Raw genomic sequence first — 18,571 nt, forward strand, 5'->3', positions numbered from 1 at the left:
GTCATGAGATCGTTAGCTGATTTCGAATTTAATAAAGCGCCGCTGTGCGAAGGCATGATCCTGGCTTGCGAAGCAATCCGCCGCGATTTTCCCTCGCAAGATGTTTACGACGAACTGGAGCGTCTCGTTAGTCTGGCGAAGGAAGAAATTAGCCAGCTTCTGCCATTAGAAGAGCAGCTGGAAAAATTAATCGCGCTGTTTTACGGCGAATGGGGGTTTAAAGCCTCACGTGGTGTTTATCGTCTTTCCGATGCATTATGGCTTGATCAAGTGCTAAAAAATCGGCAGGGCAGTGCGGTATCGTTAGGCGCCGTTTTATTGTGGGTTGCTAATCGTCTCGATTTGCCGCTATTGCCGGTGATATTCCCGACGCAGCTTATATTGCGCATAGAATGCCCGGACGGAGAAATCTGGCTGATTAACCCTTTTAACGGTGAATCATTAAGCGAACATATGCTGGATGTGTGGTTAAAGGGAAATATCAGCCCGTCTGCGGAACTGTTTTATGAAGACCTGGATGAAGCCGATAACATTGAGGTTATCCGTAAACTGTTGGATACGCTGAAAGCGTCGCTGATGGAAGAAAATCAGATGGAACTGGCGTTACGCACCAGCGAGGCCTTATTACAATTTAACCCGGAAGATCCGTATGAAATTCGCGATCGTGGGTTGATTTACGCGCAACTGGATTGCGAACACGTTGCGTTGAATGATTTAAATTATTTCGTTGAACAGTGTCCGGAAGACCCGATCAGCGAAATGATACGTGCGCAAATTAACAACATCGCGCATAAACATATTGTGCTGCATTAATTAATCGACACTTTACTTAAGATTAAGGCGATCCTATGAAACAAAAAGTGGTTAGCATTGGCGACATCAACGTAGCAAATGACCTGCCGTTCGTGCTGTTTGGTGGTATGAACGTGCTGGAATCTCGCGATCTGGCGATGCGCATTTGCGAACACTACGTAACCGTAACCCAGAAACTGGGTATCCCTTACGTGTTCAAAGCCTCTTTTGACAAAGCCAACCGTTCCTCCATCCACTCTTATCGTGGACCAGGACTGGAAGAAGGGATGAAAATCTTCCAGGAACTGAAACAGACATTTGGCGTAAAAATTATCACTGACGTTCACGAGCCAAGCCAGGCACAGCCTGTTGCTGATGTGGTAGATGTTATTCAGTTGCCAGCGTTTCTTGCTCGCCAGACTGACCTGGTGGAGGCGATGGCGAAGACTGGCGCGGTAATTAACGTCAAGAAACCACAGTTCGTGAGCCCAGGCCAGATGGGTAATATCGTTGATAAATTCAAAGAAGGCGGCAACGATAAAGTGATTCTTTGTGACCGTGGCGCTAACTTCGGTTACGACAACCTGGTCGTTGATATGCTGGGCTTCAGCATAATGAAGAAAGTCTCTGGCAACTCCCCGGTAATTTTCGACGTTACCCACGCACTGCAATGCCGCGATCCGTTTGGTGCAGCTTCTGGTGGTCGCCGCGCCCAGGTTGCCGAACTGGCACGTGCCGGTATGGCTGTAGGTTTGGCTGGTCTGTTTATTGAAGCGCATCCGGATCCGGAACATGCGAAATGTGACGGTCCATCCGCGCTGCCGCTGGCTAAACTGGAGCCGTTCCTCAAGCAGATGAAAGCAATTGATGATCTGGTTAAAGGTTTCGAAGAGCTGGATACCAGCAAGTAATCTTTTCTGCTTTGAAAACAAAGGCCTTATCGTTCTACGGTAGGGCTTTTTTCATGGTCAAAGAAGACAAAAAAGGCCGCAGGCTGTTACCCCTGCGGCCGGTTTCGGGCGCATATTGCCATCACGGCAGCCTGACGCCCGTTTTCACCTTACTTCCGGCTACGCCACCAGCCAACAATTGCTGCGGTAATAATTCCCGCAAGGATCGGTGCTGCCAGGTCGTGCCAGAAAATCACGGCAAACTGCGCGAGCGTCATATAGCCGCCTTGTTGTAATGACAACATTTTGCGGCTATTCTTGAAGTGTCTGGTTTCAAGATTAGCCCCCGTTCTGTTGTCAGGTTTGACCTCTCAACGTGCGGGGGTTTTCTCTTTCCAGCAACCAATGCCACCAGGGATAAAGCCCCCGCAACATTGCGCCTCACCGGATAACTCCGGCTTGGTGTCGATACTACGTCTCAATTCATCTTCACTTCATCCCTGAAATGTTTGCAATGCTGTATGCGTTCCGGCTTTTCATCAGCTGTTGCAGTCGTTTCATGAGTGCACTGGATGAGCTTCCAGATCTGGTTGCCAGTGTCTACTTGTGGAAGAGATAAATACAAAAAAGGCCGCAGGCTGTTAACCCTGCGGCCGGTTTCGGGCGCATATTGCCATTACGGCAGCCTGACGCCCGTTTTCACCTTACTTCCGGCTACGCCACCAGCTGACAATCGCTGCGGTAATAATTCCCGCAAGGATCGGTGCTGCCAGGTCGTGCCAGAAAATCACGGCAAACTGCGCGAGCGTCATATAACCGCCTTTTTGTTGTAATGACAACATTTCGCGGCTATTCTTGAATTGTTCTGGTTCAAGATTAGCCCCCGTTCTGTTGTCAGGTTTGACCTCTCAACGTGCGGGGGTTTTCTCTTTCCAGCAACCAATGCCGCCAGGGATAAAGCCCCCACAACATTGCGCCTCACCGGATAACTCCGGCTTGGTGTGGATACTACGGCTCAATTTATATTCACTTCATCCCTGAAATGTGCGCAATGCTGTACGCGTTCCGGCTTTTCATCAGCTGTTGCAGTGGTTTCGTGCAGGTTGTGGTACAGGCTCGCAAATCTGATTAACGATCTGTTCAGGTAGTATGAAGAAATACTATAAGCAGATAATTTTTATTATCTCCTCCGATTTCCGCCATCGGAGGAGATATAAATGTCAGGCAAATATTGTCATTAAATAAGCTGCAAACAGTGCCAGATGCGCCGCGCCGTTGAGTACGTTGGTACGGCCAGTTGAAAATGAAATATGGCACAGTACTAAAGAGGCTACCATTACCACCATCTCTGGTGCGCCCAGAGCAAACTGTAATTCATTACCTGTCATAAAGGCGATAAGCGTTACAACAGGTACGGTAAGTGAGATAGTCGCCAATACCGAACCAAAGAACAGATTCATCGCGCGCTGGACCTGGTTGCTTAAAACTGCTTTTAACGCGCCTAAACCTTCCGGCGACAGAATCAATAGCGCTACCAGGAAACCGGTAAAGGCCACCGGCGCATTCATGCTGGTGAGCAATGTTTCCAGCGGGCTGGCGTTCATTTTGGTGACTGCAATAACGGCAATTAGATGGATAATTAACCAGATGGCATGCCACAGGCTGCTATGAGCAGACGGTTTGCCATGATGCGGATCGTCATCATCGCTGTCATCTTCATGCTCATAGACAAACAGGCTTTGATGCGTTTTGGTCTGAATTAGCAAAAATACGCCGTACATCGCTGCGGAAATTAATGCCACAAGTAACGCCTGACCGGTCGAAAAATTTGCCGCAGGCAGCGCCATCGGAAATACCAGCACGATTATGGCTAATGGGAACAGGGCAATTAAATACTGTTTAATACCAAACAGATTCATATATTGGGTAGCAAATTTACGTCCACCCAGCAGTAATGAAAAACCAACCAGCCCGCCGGTAACAATCATAATGATTGAATAGAGCGTATCTCGCATTAACGTCGGCGCTGCATCGCCGGTCGCCATTAAGGCGGAAATCAAACTGACTTCAAGAATAACGACGGAAAGGCTAAGAATAAGCGAACCGTAAGGTTCACCCAGACGATGGGCTAGTACGTCCGCATGACGGACAACACTAAAAGCACTGCTTAAAATACCAATAAGAGCAAGAAGGTTGATGCCAATAACCACTGGTAGTGTTTGGCTGCTTCCCCACAGGGACAGCACTACCAGCGCCAGAACCGGGAAAATAAGCGAAGTCTCCTTGTGGCGGGTTTTTACCGCCTCGTGAGCATTTGTCATTATGGTTATCCTTTGCAGATGAATTTGTCGGAAATGTAATAAATAGGCAGGAAAAATAACAGAAAGTGTCAGGATATCGGTAACATTTTACGAAATTTTACCCCGTAGTCGTTTTTTTACTCTTTGGAGTATAAAAACAAGCTACGTGTTTAGACAATGTTTGTATTAGCGTCTCTTGAGAATAGTCTGATGTGAGAGTTCTTATGTTTTGGCAAGAGGGGATATTGTTGACCACACTTAATGTTCAATTTTAATAAAGGAGTCAACAATGCCGTATAAAACGAAAAGCGACCTGCCGGAAAGCGTAAAACACGTTTTACCCACTCATGCCCAGGATATCTATAAAGAAGCATTCAACAGCGCCTGGGAGCAATATAAAGATAAAGAAGACCGACGTGATGATGCCAGTCGCGAAGAGACAGCGCATAAAGTGGCCTGGGCCGCGGTGAAACATGAATATGCCAAAGGCGATGATGATAAATGGCATAAAAAATCGTAAAACTCAGCGGCAAGTGAAAGCTATTCGTGCGGTGTTGCCTTGCAAGTGGTCTGTGGATTGCATATTGTCCCAATAGTGGTTTCAAAATGAGCAGTAAAAATGTCCGGAAGACACCAAAAAGTTGTCGCAGGGAAGTATGCAGTGGCGGAGGTGTAAGGTGATAACGCGTGATTTCTTGATGAATGCCGATTGTAAAACGGCATTTGGTGCCATTGAAGAATCACTCTTATGGTCGGCAGAACAACGGGCGGCCTCGCTGGCGGCGACGCTGTCTTGTCGACCTGATGAGGGACCGGTGTGGATCTTCGGCTATGGATCATTAATGTGGAATCCGGCGCTGGAGTTTACCGAGTCGTGCACCGGTACGCTGGTTGGGTGGCATCGTGCTTTCTGTTTGCGGCTTACTGCCGGGCGGGGGACTGCGCACCAGCCGGGGAGGATGCTTGCACTGAAAGAGGGCGGGCGTACCACGGGCGTTGCGTATCGTCTGCCGGAAGAGTCTCTGGAGCAGGAGCTGACCTTACTGTGGAAGCGTGAGATGATTACTGGCTGCTATCTGCCGTCCTGGTGTCAGCTTCATCTTGACGATGGCCGCACCGTCAATGCGCTGGTGTTCATTATGGACCCGCGTCATCCTGAGTATGAGTCCGATACCCGCGCTCAGGTGATTGCCCCGTTGATTGCTGCGGCGAGTGGGCCATTAGGAACCAACGCACAGTACTTGTTTTCCCTGGAACAAGCGCTTAACAAACTGGGGATGCAGGATGACGGGCTGAGTGATTTACTGGTGTCGGTGAAAAAACTTCTGACGGAAAATTTCCCGGATGGTGTGTTACGGCCTGGGTTTGCCCGATAAAACATTTTAGCAGTGGGGCATCTCTATTATCTTGAGCGCCCCATACTTACGTTAAAATGTGAGCACTTTATCGGCAAGCAGCGTCCATTGCGCCAGTTCTACCAGAGTACCAATTTCCACTCCATCAATCAGTGGAAGTGTGCTGATGCCACGACCATCGGTGCAGGTTTTGCACAATTTCACTGGCACATTTTGCGCCGTGAGGATCTCCAGCATTTGCTGAATGTTATAGCCTTCCCCAGGTTTTTGTCCGCGCAATCCGGCAGTGACCGCATCAGACATCAGGAATAGACGCAGATCCAGGTAGCTTTCCTGCTCTCGTAGCGCAATGGCCAGCCGCAGGCTGTTAAATAAGGATTCGCTCCCGTAGGGGGCGCCATTGGCAACGATCACGATTCTTTGCATTATTTACTCCTGTATTCAGGGAATTAGATGTTCAGTTTCTATCTTACAGCTTGTGTGCTGTCTGACCAATCCGTCACATTTTTTAGGATTTGTGATAAAGCATGCAAAAGTACAAGAAAAATTGCCAGTAATCGTTATTCTATAAAGCTGTAGCTGTTCATTTTTATTGGAAATTACTGACGTTTTGAGCCGTTTCGTCCCCCGCATTATCGCAATTTGTTTACTCTTGCTGCTGGCAGGCGGTATAGCTAGCGCACAGTCCTCTTTTAAGCAGCAAGCGGCAAATCCTTTTGATAACGACAGTGATGGTCTTCCTGACTTAGGAATGGCAGCGGAAAATCATGACGGTGAAAAACATTTTGCTGAAATTGTGAAAGATTTTGGTGAAACCAGTATGACTGATAACGGTCAGGACACTGGCGAGCAGGCGAGAGCTTTTGCGTTGGGAAAAGTCCGCGATGCGCTTAGCCAGCAGGTCAATCAGCACGTGGAATCCTGCTATCGCCGTGGGGGAACGCCAGTGTCGACGTCAAAGTGGATAACGAAGGGCATTTTACCGGTAGCCGGGGGAGCTGGTTTGTACCGCTACAGGATAACGAACGTTATCTTACATGGAGCCAGATTGGGCTCACTCAGCAGGATGATGGTCTGGTCAGTAACCTTGGCGCAGGCCAACGCTGGGCGCGTGGCAACTGGCTGGTGGGATATAACACTTTTTATGACAACTTGCTGGACGAAAATCTCCAGCGTGCTGGATTTGGCGCTGAAGCCTGGGGCGAATATCTGCGCCTGTCTGCAAATTATTATCAGCCTTTTGCCTCCTGGCGTGAACAGACCGCTACGCTCGAGCAACGAATGGCGCGTGGTTACGACTTGACGGCCCGGATGCGGATGCCGTTTTACCAGCATATCAACACCAGCGTTAGCCTCGAACAATATTTTGGTCAGAGTGTTGATTTGTTTAACACCGGCACGGGTTATCACAATCCCGTCGCCTTGAGTCTTGGACTAAATTACACACCGGTCCCACTCGTTACAGTAACCGCCCTGCATAAACAGGGGGAAAGTGGAGAAAGGCAAAATAACCTCGGACTGAATATTAACTACCGTTTTGGCGTGCCACTCAACAAACAGCTTTCTGCTGGCGAAGTTGCTGAAAGCCAGTCGCTACGCGGCAGTCGCTATGACAATCCGCAGCGAAATAATCTGCCGACTATTGAGTATCGGCAGCGTAAAACCTTAACGGTATTTCTGGCGACGCCGCCCTGGGATCTTAAACCTGGTGAAACCGTGCCACTGAAATTACAAATTCGCAGTCATTACGGTATTCGGCAATTGATCTGGCAGGGAGATACGCAGATGTTAAGTCTGACATCGGGAGCGACAGCCAATAGTGCGGATGGCTGGACGTTGATCATGCCGGACTGGCAAAGTGGGGAAGGGGCGCGCAATCAATGGCGATTGTCGGTAGTGGTGGAGGATAACCAGGGGCAGCGTGTCTCCTCCAATGAGATCACGCTAACGCTTGCCGAACCTTTCGACGCAATGTCGAACGACGAACCGATCTGGGAACCGTAATCAGAAAATACGTTCCTGATGCACCCATACCGCAGCTTCTACACGAGATTTGAGCTTCATTTTTTTCAGCATGTGTTTCACATGCACTTTAACCGTGCTTTCAGTGATGTCCAGGCGACGGGCAATCATCTTATTCGGTAAGCCCTGGGCTATTAGTTTTAGAATGTCGCGTTCACGTGGCGTTAACTGGTTAACATCACGCTCAGTCGTAGCGCGGTTAGCGCGCAGGCTGGCGGCCAGAACAGGGGTTAACGCTTCGCTTAAGACCATTTCGCCAGCGGCAGCCTGATGCAATGCTTTCAGTAAATCTTCTGGCTCCATATCTTTTAACAGATAGCCATCTGCACCACGTTTCAATGCGGTTACCACGTCCTCTTCATGGTTAGAGACGCTGAACACCACAATACGGCCGGAGAGGGACTTTTCGCGCAGTTTATCCAGCGTTTCCAGACCGTTCATGCCGGGCATATTGAGATCTAACAGGATCAGATCGGGATCAAGAGATTCCGCCAGTTCAATACCCTGTTCGCCATTACTCGCTTCGCCAACCACCGTGATATCCGGTGCCATACTGATAAGCTGTTTCACGCCAGTTCGCAGCATCGGATGATCGTCAATCAGCAGGATAGTAGCCGGTTCCTGATTACTCATGGGTATCTCCTTGGACGTCTGTGAAAGTTTTTTCGGGAATAAAGGTGACCACCACTTCGGTGCCACCTGATTCACGACGGCGGACGCGGCAATCGCCTCGTAAACTTTGCGCACGGTCGCGCATTATTATCATGCCGTAGTGATTGCTGCGGATGGCATTTTCAGGCACGCCGCAGCCATTATCCTGAACGGTCAGTTTTACCTGATTATCGTTTTGCGCCACCGTAACCACCACCTCACTTGCTTGCGAATGTTTGAGGGCGTTACTTAATGCCTCACGGGCAATTTGCAACAGATGGATTGCCTGATGTGAAGGCACCAGACGTGGCGGCAATTGGTAATTCAGCTTCACCGGGAAGCCAAATTTGGCGCTGTACTCTTCGCAGCTCGCCTCCAGTGCGGGACGTAACCCTGGTTCGGTGAGCTGTAAACGAAATGTGGTGAGTAACTCACGCAACTGCGCCCAGGACGCATTCAGTTCGTTACGGATCTGGCTTAACAGTTCGCGGCTGCTTTCTGGCAGCGCGTCGCCTTGCATCTGTAAACAACTTACCTGCATTTTCATGCAAGAGAGCGATTGAGCAATAGAATCATGCAGTTCGCGCGCAATGGTGGCACGCTCTTCCATCACGATAAACTGCTGCTGGCGCTCCTGATGGCGATCCAGCGCCAGTGTGGCGGTGAGCTGTTCAACCAGGGTATCCACCAGTTGTTGTTGATCATGGCTAAGATGACGCCCCTGCGGCAGGGTAGCCAGCAAAATACCATACTGCATATGAGAATCCGCTAACCGCCATTTCAACGTAGTGCCGCGATCGCCAACGGGTAAAATGCCGCGTGGGCAGAGATGGCAGCCTTTATCATCGCAACTCATATCTGGCTGACAGGTGAACTCCTGATGGTTCTCTTCATCTTCCGTGTCATATACCCGTAGTTCGATATCACGCAACAGAGTTAAATTTTGTAGACCGTTAAGCACAGGCGACAGGCGTTCACACAGCGGGGCGCGGGAATGCAAACGGCGGTTGGCCTGCCACAAAAAAGAGAGAATCTGATTTTTATGCTCCAGTCCGGCAGTTTTCTCTTGTACCCGCTGCTCAAGCACGGCATAACTTTCCGCCAGTTCAGCAGACATATTGTTCAGTGCAGTTCCCAACATCGCCATCTCGTTGCGTCCGCTGATATTCGCTCTCTTACTAAAATCGCGATGACTGACGGCGCTGGCCATTGCCAGTAATTGTCGCCACGGTTGAAGCAAACGCGCTCGCAACCAGATAATGGTAAACACCAGTAAGAGCGCCATAAAGACCGCCATTACCCGGTGGACCAGCACAACTGTCTCAATACGCGTTTCGGTGGTGCGATCGAAACCAGAAACCAGCTTATCAAGCCCGGCAACAAACTGGCTGACGTCTGCCGACACCGTTTCGCGGTTTTGTGCACGCAACAGCGCAGGAATCAATTCATTGCGCCAGTAATCCTGTAGCCCCTGTAATTGCGCCAGTTGCCCGTCTCGTTCTGCCGCACGAGTTAACTCGGTGCTAAATGCCGTTTGTTCCATCTCTTTGATTAAGGGCTTGTCATTCTCGCTTAATGGCACAGCCGCCAGCAGACGGTAACTTTGCATGCGCAGCGATCCCGCTTTGTTGATCGCATGGGCGCTGCCCTGAACGCCTTGCACCAGCCAGCCAGAAACTGCCATCCCCGCCAGTCCAATGGCGGTAGAAAGCAAAACAATCAGCGCAACCTGATTAACCAGGGTGAGCGGAGAGAGACAACGTTTAAGCATATAAACCTCTTCCTTCAGGCTTTGAATGAGCAATAACCTTAATGAATGTGACGATACATTCTGGAATGGCAGTATTCTCGGCTATTGGCTGAAGTATACCCATACCCGGAAAGAGTTACTCCTTATTTGCCGTGTGGTTAGTCGCTTTACGTCAGTAAGGGTAGGGATTTTACAGTGTCGTGAAAAATCTCAAAATTTTTATGAAATCTCTGTACTCACTATGGGTAATGATAAATATCAATGATAGATAAAGTTATATTGTCGTTTGATTTACATCAAATTGCCTTTGGCTACAGACACTAAGGTGGCAGACATCGAAACGAGTATCAGAGGTGTCTATGAGTCACTCATCCGCCCCCGAAAGGGCTACTGGAGCAGTCATTACAGATTGGCGACCGGAAGATCCTGCGTTCTGGCAACAACGCGGTCAACGCATCGCCAGCCGTAACCTGTGGATTTCCGTTCCCTGCCTGCTTCTGGCGTTTTGCGTATGGATGTTATTCAGTGCCGTTGCGGTGAACCTACCGAAAGTCGGCTTTAATTTTACGACCGATCAGCTATTTATGCTGACCGCGCTACCTTCAGTTTCTGGCGCATTATTACGTGTTCCATACTCCTTTATGGTGCCAATCTTCGGTGGTCGTCGCTGGACGGCATTCAGCACCGGTATTCTGATTATTCCTTGCGTCTGGCTGGGTTTTGCCGTTCAGGATACCTCCACGCCTTATAGCGTCTTCATCATCATCTCTCTGCTGTGCGGCTTTGCTGGCGCGAACTTCGCCTCCAGTATGGCAAACATCAGCTTCTTCTTTCCGAAGCAGAAGCAGGGTGGCGCGCTGGGCCTGAATGGTGGTCTGGGCAACATGGGTGTCAGCGTCATGCAGCTAGTTGCTCCGCTGGTGGTATCACTGTCAATTTTTGCTGCATTTGGTAGCCAGGGTGTAACACAGCCTGATGGCACCGAGCTGTATCTGGCGAACGCGTCCTGGATATGGGTGCCGTTCCTCGCCATCTTCACCATCGCGGCGTGGTTTGGCATGAACGACCTTGCTACCTCGAAAGCCTCCATCAAGGAGCAGTTACCGGTACTCAAACGTGGGCATCTGTGGATTATGAGCCTGCTGTATCTGGCAACCTTCGGTTCCTTTATTGGCTTCTCAGCAGGTTTTGCCATGCTGTCCAAAACGCAGTTCCCGGATGTGCAGATTTTGCAGTACGCCTTCTTCGGGCCATTTATTGGTGCGCTGGCGCGTTCTGCTGGTGGTGCATTATCTGACCGTCTGGGCGGCACGCGTGTCACACTGGTGAACTTTATCCTGATGGCGATTTTCAGCGGCCTGCTGTTCCTCACCTTACCGACTGACGGACAGGGCGGAAGCTTTATGGCGTTCTTTGCGGTCTTCCTGGCACTGTTCCTGACCGCAGGGCTGGGTAGCGGCTCCACCTTCCAGATGATTTCCGTGATCTTCCGTAAACTGACGATGGATCGCGTGAAAGCAGAAGGCGGTTCTGACGAACGTGCTATGCGTGAAGCGGCAACCGACACAGCGGCGGCGCTGGGTTTCATCTCTGCGATTGGCGCTATCGGTGGCTTCTTTATCCCGAAAGCGTTTGGTAGCTCACTGGCATTAACGGGTTCGCCAGTCGGTGCAATGAAAGTATTTTTGATTTTCTATATCGCCTGCGTGGTGATTACCTGGGCGGTATACGGTCGGCATTCTAAAAAATAAATCGTAATATTTGATTATCCTTTGCGCGGCGTAATGTCGCGCTTTTTTTTATTTGTCATTTAGTTACAACATACTTTAAGGACGATAATTATTTTCAATTGCGTCAATTAAGCACCATTAATATGTCATCCTTGGGGGATACTCCTTAATACCCACCTGTATAAAAATCCGAAGTGTATAAATGTGAGATAGCATAAAAACCATTAATTTACAGTCCGTTAGATATAAACCCTTAATTACCCTTAAGGAGTATCTTAGGAATTTACTTTATTTTTCATCCCCATCACTCTTGATCGTTATCAATTCCCACGTTGTTTCAGAGCGTTACCTTGCCTTTAAACATTAGCAATGTCGATTTATCAGAGAGCCGACAGGCTCCCACAGGAGAAAACCGATGAGTAAATTCCTGGACCGGTTTCGCTACTTCAAGCAGAAGGGCGAAACCTTTGCCGATGGGCATGGCCAGCTTCTCAATACCAACCGTGACTGGGAGGATGGATATCGCCAGCGTTGGCAGCATGACAAAATCGTCCGCTCTACCCACGGGGTAAACTGCACCGGCTCCTGTAGCTGGAAAATCTACGTTAAAAACGGTCTGGTGACCTGGGAAACCCAGCAGACTGACTATCCGCGTACCCGTCCGGACCTGCCAAACCATGAACCTCGCGGCTGCCCGCGCGGCGCCAGCTACTCCTGGTATCTCTATAGCGCCAACCGCCTGAAATACCCGATGATGCGCAAACGCCTGATGAAAATGTGGCGTGAAGCGAAGGCGCTGCATAGCGATCCGGTTGAGGCATGGGCTTCTATCATTGAAGACGCCGATAAAGCGAAAAGTTTTAAGCAGGCGCGTGGACGCGGTGGTTTTGTTCGTTCTTCCTGGCAGGAAGTGAACGAACTGATCGCCGCCTCTAACGTTTACACCATCAAAAACTACGGCCCGGACCGTGTCGCTGGCTTCTCGCCAATTCCGGCAATGTCGATGGTTTCTTACGCATCGGGTGCACGCTATCTCTCGCTGATTGGCGGTACTTGCTTGAGCTTCTACGACTGGTACTGCGACCTGCCTCCTGCGTCTCCGCAAACCTGGGGCGAGCAAACTGACGTACCGGAATCCGCTGACTGGTACAACTCCAGCTACATCATCGCCTGGGGTTCAAACGTGCCGCAGACGCGTACCCCGGATGCTCACTTCTTTACTGAAGTGCGTTACAAAGGCACCAAAACCGTTGCCGTCACGCCGGACTACGCTGAAATCGCCAAACTGTGCGATCTGTGGCTGGCACCGAAACAGGGCACCGATGCGGCAATGGCGCTGGCGATGGGCCACGTAATGCTGCGTGAATTCCACCTCGACAACCCAAGCCAGTATTTCACCGACTATGTGCGTCGCTACACCGACATGCCGATGCTGGTGATGCTGGAAGAACGCGACGGTTACTACGCCGCGGGTCGTATGCTGCGCGCTGCCGATCTGGTGGATGCGCTGGGCCAGGAAAACAATCCGGAATGGAAAACTGTCGCCTTTAATACCAATGGCGAAATGGTTGCGCCGAACGGTTCTATTGGCTTCCGCTGGGGCGAGAAGGGCAAATGGAATCTTGAACAGCGCGACGGCAAAACTGGCGAAGAAACCGAGCTGCAACTGAGCCTGCTGGGTAGCCAGGATGAGATCGCTGAAGTGGGCTTCCCGTACTTTGGTGGCGACGGCACGGAACACTTCAACAAAGTAGAACTGGAAAACATTCTGCTACACAAACTGCCGGTGAAACGCCTGCAACTGGCTGACGGCAGCACCGCCCTGGTGACCACCGTTTATGATCTGACGCTGGCAAACTACGGTCTGGAACGTGGCCTGAACGACGTTAACTGTGCAACCAGCTATGACGACGTGAAAGCTTACACCCCGGCCTGGGCTGAGCAGATTACCGGTGTTTCTCGCAGTCAGATTATCCGCATCGCCCGTGAATTTGCCGATAACGCTGACAAGACGCACGGTCGTTCGATGATTATCGTCGGTGCGGGTCTGAACCACTGGTATCACCTGGACATGAACTACCGTGGTCTGATCAACATGCTGATTTTCTGCGGTTGTGTCGGTCAGAGCGGGGGCGGCTGGGCGCACTATGTAGGTCAGGAAAAACTGCGTCCGCAAACCGGCTGGCAGCCGCTGGCGTTTGCCCTTGACTGGCAGCGTCCGGCGCGTCACATGAACAGCACCTCTTATTTCTATAACCACTCCAGCCAGTGGCGTTATGAAACCGTGACTGCGGAAGAACTGCTGTCGCCGATGGCGGATAAATCCCGCTATACCGGACACCTGATCGACTTCAACGTCCGTGCAGAACGCATGGGCTGGCTGCCGTCTGCGCCGCAGTTAGGCACTAACCCGCTGACTATCGCTGGCGAAGCAGAAAAAGCCGGGATGAATCCGGTAGATTACACCGTGAAATCCCTGAAAGACGGTTCCATCCGTTTTGCGGCAGAACAACCAGAAAACGGTAAAAACCACCCGCGTAACCTGTTCATCTGGCGTTCTAACCTGCTCGGTTCTTCCGGTAAAGGTCATGAGTTTATGCTCAAGTACCTGCTGGGGACAGAACACGGTATCCAGGGCAAAGACCTGGGGCAGCAGGGCGGCGTGAAGCCGGAAGAAGTGGACTGGCAGGACAACGGTCTGGAAGGCAAGTTGGATCTGGTGGTGACGCTGGACTTCCGTCTGTCGAGCACCTGTCTCTATTCCGACATCATTTTGCCGACGGCTACCTGGTACGAAAAAGACGACATGAATACTTCGGATATGCATCCGTTTATTCACCCGCTGTCTGCGGCGGTTGATCCGGCCTGGGAAGCGAAAAGCGACTGGGAAATCTACAAAGCCATCGCGAAGAAATTCTCCGAAGTGTGCGTCGGCCATCTGGGTAAAGAAACCGACATCGTCACGCTGCCTATCCAGCACGACTCTGCCGCTGAACTGGCACAGCCGCTGGATGTAAAAGACTGGAAAAAAGGCGAATGCGACCTGATCCCAGGTAAAACCGCACCGCACATTATGGTCGTAGAGCGCGATTATCCGGCAACTTACGAACGCTTTACCTCTATCGGCCCGCTGATGGAGAAAATCGGTAACGGCGGTAAAGGGATTGCCTGGAACACCCAGAGCGAGATGGATCTGCTGCGTAAGCTCAACTACACCAAAGCGGAAGGTCCGGCGAAAGGCCAGCCGATGCTGAACACCGCCATTGATGCGGCAGAGATGATCCTGACACTGGCACCGGAAACCAACGGTCAGGTAGCCGTGAAAGCCTGGGCTGCCCTGAGCGAGTTTACCGGTCGTGACCATACGCATCTGGCGCTGAATAAAGAAGACGAGAAGATCCGCTTCCGCGATATTCAGGCACAACCGCGCAAAATTATCTCCAGCCCGACCTGGTCTGGTCTGGAAGATGAACACGTTTCTTACAACGCCGGTTACACCAACGTTCACGAGCTGATCCCGTGGCGTACGCTCTCTGGTCGTCAGCAGCTGTATCAGGATCATCAGTGGATGCGTGATTTCGGTGAAAGCCTGCTGGTTTATCGTCCGCCGATCGACACCCGTTCGGTGAAAGAAGTGATGGGCCAGAAATCCAACGGCAACCCGGAAAAAGCGCTCAACTTCCTGACGCCGCACCAGAAGTGGGGTATCCACTCCACCTACAGCGACAACTTGCTGATGCTGACTTTAGGTCGCGGTGGTCCGGTGGTCTGGTTGAGTGAAGCCGATGCCAAAGATCTGGGTATCGCCGATAACGACTGGATTGAAGTCTTCAACAGCAACGGTGCTCTGACTGCACGTGCGGTTGTCAGCCAGCGTGTTCCGGCAGGGATGACCATGATGTACCACGCGCAGGAACGTATCGTTAACCTGCCTGGTTCGGAAATTACCCAACAGCGTGGTGGTATCCATAACTCGGTCACCCGTATCACGCCGAAACCGACGCATATGATCGGCGGCTATGCCCATCTGGCATACGGCTTTAACTACTACGGCACTGTAGGTTCTAACCGCGATGAGTTTGTTGTAGTGCGTAAGATGAAGAACATTGACTGGTTAGATGGCGAAGGCAATGACCAGGTACAGGAGAGCGTAAAATGAAAATTCGTTCACAAGTCGGCATGGTGCTGAATCTCGATAAGTGCATCGGCTGCCACACCTGTTCAGTTACCTGTAAAAACGTCTGGACCAGCCGCGAAGGCGTGGAATACGCGTGGTTCAACAACGTTGAAACCAAGCCGGGCCAGGGCTTCCCGACCGACTGGGAAAACCAGGAAAAATACAAAGGTGGCTGGATCCGTAAAATCAACGGCAAGCTGCAACCGCGCATGGGTAACCGCGCCATGCTGCTGGGTAAAATCTTTGCTAACCCGCATCTGCCGGGTATCGACGATTATTACGAGCCGTTCGATTTTGATTATCAGAACCTGCATACCGCGCCGGAAGGCAGCAAATCGCAGCCGATTGCCCGTCCGCGTTCGCTGATTACCGGTGAACGGATGGCGAAAATCGAAAAAGGACCGAACTGGGAAGATGACCTGGGCGGTGAGTTTGACAAGCTGGCGAAAGACAAGAACTTCGACAACATCCAGAAGGCGATGTATAGCCAGTTCGAAAACACCTTCATGATGTATTTGCCGCGCCTGTGCGAACACTGCCTGAACCCGGCATGTGTGGCGACCTGCCCGAGCGGTGCGATTTACAAGCGTGAAGAAGATGGCATCGTCCTGATCGACCAGGACAAATGCCGTGGCTGGCGTATGTGCATCACCGGATGCCCATACAAAAAAATCTACTTCAACTGGAAGAGCGGTAAGTCTGAGAAGTGCATCTTCTGCTATCCGCGTATTGAAGCGGGTCAGCCGACGGTGTGTTCAGAAACCTGTGTCGGTCGTATCCGTTATCTCGGCGTGCTGCTGTACGATGCGGACGCCATTGAACGTGCGGCCAGCACCGAGAACGAAAAAGATCTCTACCAGCGTCAGCTGGACGTGTTCCTCGATCCGAACGATCCGAAGGTCATCGAGCAGGCGATTAAAGATGGTATCCCGCTGAGCGTTATTGAAGCTGCACAGCAGTCGCCGGTTTATAAAATGGCGATGGAATGGAAACTGGCGCTGCCGCTGCATCCGGAATATCGCACACTGCCGATGGTCTGGTACGTGCCGCCTTTGTCTCCGATTCAGTCTGCAGCAGACGCTGGCGAGTTGGGCAGCAACGGTATTTTGCCAGACGTCGAAAGCCTGCGTATCCCGGTACAGTATCTGGCGAACCTGCTGACCGCAGGCGACACCCAACCGGTACTGCGTGCGCTGAAACGCATGCTGGCAATGCGTCATTACAAACGTGCTGAAACCGTTGACGGTAAAGTCGATACCCGTGCGCTGGAAGAGGTCGGTCTGACCGAAGCCCAGGCACAGGAAATGTATCGTTATCTGGCGATTGCCAACTACGAAGATCGCTTTGTGGTGCCGAGCAGTCATCGTGAACTGGCGCGGGAAGCCTTCCCGGAGAAAAATGGCTGCGGCTTTACCTTTGGTGACGGCTGCCACGGTTCAGATACCAAATTCAATCTGTTCAACAGCCGTCGTATCGATGCCATCGATGTGACCAGCAAAACGGAGCCGCATCCATGATCGAACTCGTGATTGTATCGCGTCTCCTTGAATATCCGGATGCTGCCTTATGGCAGCATCAACAGGAGATGTTCGAGGCGATTGCCGCGTCGGAAAATTTGTCGAAAGAAGATGCCCATGCGCTGGGCATTTTCCTGCGCGATTTAACGGCGATGGATCCGCTGGATGCCCAGGCGCAGTACAGCGAACTGTTCGACCGTGGTCGCGCCACATCACTGTTGCTATTCGAACATGTTCACGGCGAATCCCGCGATCGTGGTCAGGCAATGGTGGATTTACTGGCGCAGTACGAGCAGCACGGCTTGCAGTTAAACAGCCGCGAATTGCCGGACCATCTGCCGCTGTATCTGGAATACCTGGCGCAGCTGCCGCAAAGCGAAGCCGTGGAGGGTTTGAAAGACATTGCGCCGATTCTGGCATTGCTGAGCGCGCGTCTGCAACAGCGTGAAAGCCGTTATGCCGTGCTGTTTGACCTGCTGCTGAAACTGGCGAATACCGCTATCGACAGCGACAAAGTGGCGGAAAAAATTGCCGATGAAGCGCGCGACGATACGCCGCAGGCGCTGGATGCTGTCTGGGAAGAAGAGCAGGTTAAATTCTTTGCTGACAAAGGCTGCGGTGATTCAGCAATCACTGCTCATCAGCGTCGCTTTGCCGGTGCCGTCGCGCCGCAATATCTGAATATCACCACCGGAGGACAGCACTAATGCAATTCCTGAATATGTTCTTCTTTGATATCTACCCGTACATTGCCGGGGCGGTCTTCCTGATTGGTAGTTGGCTGCGTTATGACTACGGGCAGTACACCTGGCGCGCGGCATCCAGCCAGATGCTGGACCGTAAAGGAATGAACCTGGCGTCGAACCTGTTCCATATCGGGATTCTGGGGATTTTCGTCGGTCACTTCTTCGGTATGCTGACGCCGCACTGGATGTATGAAGCGTGGTTGCCGATTGAAGTGAAACAAAAAATGGCGATGTTTGCTGGTGGTGCCAGCGGCGTGCTGTGTCTGATTGGTGGCGTGCTGTTGCTGAAGCGTCGCCTGTTCAGCCCACGCGTGCGTGCAACCACTACCGGAGCGGATATCCTGATCCTGTCGCTGCTCGTTATCCAGTGCGCGCTGGGCCTGTTGACCATTCCGTTCTCCGCCCAGCATATGGACGGTAGCGAGATGATGAAACTGGTTGGCTGGGCGCAGTCGGTAGTGACCTTCCACGGTGGTGCTTCTCAACACCTTGATGGTGTGGCGTTTATCTTCCGTCTGCACCTGGTGCTGGGGATGACGTTATTCCTGCTGTTCCCGTTCTCGCGTCTGGTACACATCTGGAGCGTACCGGTGGAGTATCTGACACGTAAGTATCAGCTGGTGCGCGCTCGCCACTAAGCA

General features: G+C 51.4%; 15 protein-coding genes and 1 pseudogene. 10 read left to right on the forward strand and 6 right to left on the reverse strand.

What is annotated here, in order from left to right; all coding sequences use genetic code 11:
* Window positions 1-3 precede the first annotated feature (3 nt).
* Both sirB1 and kdsA read left to right on the forward strand, forming a co-directional pair.
* Window positions 4-813 (forward strand): invasion regulator SirB1, encoded by an 810-nt coding sequence (sirB1, locus tag FFT88_RS04845; RefSeq protein WP_001764444.1) that lies wholly within the window; start codon window positions 4-6, stop codon window positions 811-813.
* A gap of 35 nt (window positions 814-848) precedes the next feature.
* Window positions 849-1,703 (forward strand): 3-deoxy-8-phosphooctulonate synthase, encoded by an 855-nt coding sequence (kdsA, locus tag FFT88_RS04850; protein WP_000811058.1) that lies wholly within the window; start codon window positions 849-851, stop codon window positions 1,701-1,703.
* A gap of 149 nt (window positions 1,704-1,852) precedes the next feature.
* Here the strand turns inward: kdsA and FFT88_RS04855 are convergent, their stop codons facing one another.
* From FFT88_RS04855 to chaA, 3 genes are all read right to left on the reverse strand, one after another.
* Window positions 1,853-1,960 (reverse strand): type I toxin-antitoxin system toxin Ldr family protein, encoded by a 108-nt coding sequence (locus tag FFT88_RS04855; protein ID WP_016265910.1) that lies wholly within the window; start codon window positions 1,958-1,960, stop codon window positions 1,853-1,855.
* Window positions 1,961-2,386: 426 nt separating this feature from the next.
* Complete coding sequence (locus FFT88_RS04865; protein ID WP_064528728.1) at window positions 2,387-2,494, reverse strand: type I toxin-antitoxin system toxin Ldr family protein; 108 nt, start codon at window positions 2,492-2,494, stop codon at window positions 2,387-2,389.
* A 408-nt stretch (window positions 2,495-2,902) separates the two neighbouring features.
* Window positions 2,903-4,003, reverse strand: coding sequence for a sodium-potassium/proton antiporter ChaA (gene chaA / locus FFT88_RS04875; protein WP_064528732.1), 1,101 nt, complete (start codon window positions 4,001-4,003; stop codon window positions 2,903-2,905).
* 268 nt (window positions 4,004-4,271) lie between these two features.
* Here chaA and chaB point away from each other — a divergent pair, with 268 nt between their 5' ends.
* Both chaB and chaC read left to right on the forward strand, forming a co-directional pair.
* Window positions 4,272-4,502, forward strand: a complete 231-nt coding sequence (gene chaB, locus FFT88_RS04880) for a putative cation transport regulator ChaB (protein ID WP_130216000.1) — start codon at window positions 4,272-4,274, stop codon at window positions 4,500-4,502.
* A 157-nt stretch (window positions 4,503-4,659) separates the two neighbouring features.
* On the forward strand, window positions 4,660-5,358 hold the full coding sequence (chaC, locus tag FFT88_RS04885; protein WP_135404277.1) for a glutathione-specific gamma-glutamylcyclotransferase: 699 nt from the start codon (window positions 4,660-4,662) through the stop codon (window positions 5,356-5,358).
* A gap of 51 nt (window positions 5,359-5,409) precedes the next feature.
* On the opposite strand, the gene ychN is transcribed toward chaC, so the two are convergent.
* Window positions 5,410-5,763, reverse strand: a complete 354-nt coding sequence (gene ychN / locus FFT88_RS04890) for a DsrE/F sulfur relay family protein YchN (protein WP_064528737.1) — start codon at window positions 5,761-5,763, stop codon at window positions 5,410-5,412.
* 184 nt (window positions 5,764-5,947) lie between these two features.
* Here ychN and FFT88_RS04895 point away from each other — a divergent pair.
* Window positions 5,948-7,341: pseudogene (locus FFT88_RS04895) on the forward strand (YchO/YchP family invasin).
* Here FFT88_RS04895 and narL read toward each other — a convergent pair.
* Together narL and narX are read right to left on the reverse strand one after the other, a co-directional pair.
* A complete protein-coding gene (narL, locus tag FFT88_RS04900; RefSeq protein WP_000070491.1) occupies window positions 7,342-7,992 on the reverse strand; it encodes a two-component system response regulator NarL in 651 nt (216 codons plus the stop codon).
* Window positions 7,985-9,781 carry a nitrate/nitrite two-component system sensor histidine kinase NarX gene (narX, locus tag FFT88_RS04905; protein WP_135404278.1) on the reverse strand — a complete coding sequence of 599 codons (1,797 nt, stop codon included), beginning with the start codon at window positions 9,779-9,781 and terminating at the stop codon, window positions 7,985-7,987. Before narX ends, narL begins: the two co-directional genes overlap by 8 nt.
* Before the next feature lie 338 nt (window positions 9,782-10,119).
* Between narX and narK the strand changes: the two genes are divergently transcribed.
* The 5 genes from narK (at window position 10,120) to narI (ending at window position 18,568) form a co-directional block, all read left to right on the forward strand.
* Window positions 10,120-11,511, forward strand: a complete 1,392-nt coding sequence (gene narK / locus FFT88_RS04910; RefSeq protein WP_135404279.1) for a nitrate transporter NarK — start codon at window positions 10,120-10,122, stop codon at window positions 11,509-11,511.
* A 394-nt stretch (window positions 11,512-11,905) separates the two neighbouring features.
* Complete coding sequence (locus FFT88_RS04915) at window positions 11,906-15,649, forward strand: nitrate reductase subunit alpha (RefSeq protein ID WP_135404280.1); 3,744 nt, start codon at window positions 11,906-11,908, stop codon at window positions 15,647-15,649.
* Complete coding sequence (gene narH, locus FFT88_RS04920; protein ID WP_046082940.1) at window positions 15,646-17,184, forward strand: nitrate reductase subunit beta; 1,539 nt, start codon at window positions 15,646-15,648, stop codon at window positions 17,182-17,184. The genes FFT88_RS04915 and narH overlap by 4 nt, the downstream gene beginning before the upstream one ends.
* Window positions 17,181-17,891, forward strand: a complete 711-nt coding sequence (gene narJ / locus FFT88_RS04925; protein WP_000571678.1) for a nitrate reductase molybdenum cofactor assembly chaperone — start codon at window positions 17,181-17,183, stop codon at window positions 17,889-17,891. Before narH ends, narJ begins: the two co-directional genes overlap by 4 nt.
* Complete coding sequence (narI, locus tag FFT88_RS04930; protein ID WP_001160110.1) at window positions 17,891-18,568, forward strand: respiratory nitrate reductase subunit gamma; 678 nt, start codon at window positions 17,891-17,893, stop codon at window positions 18,566-18,568. The genes narJ and narI overlap by 1 nt, the downstream gene beginning before the upstream one ends.
* Window positions 18,569-18,571: the final 3 nt, after the last annotated feature.

Origin of the sequence: Escherichia sp. E4930, from assembly GCF_005845405.1 — a bacterium.
Classification (GTDB): Bacteria; Pseudomonadota; Gammaproteobacteria; order Enterobacterales; family Enterobacteriaceae; genus Escherichia.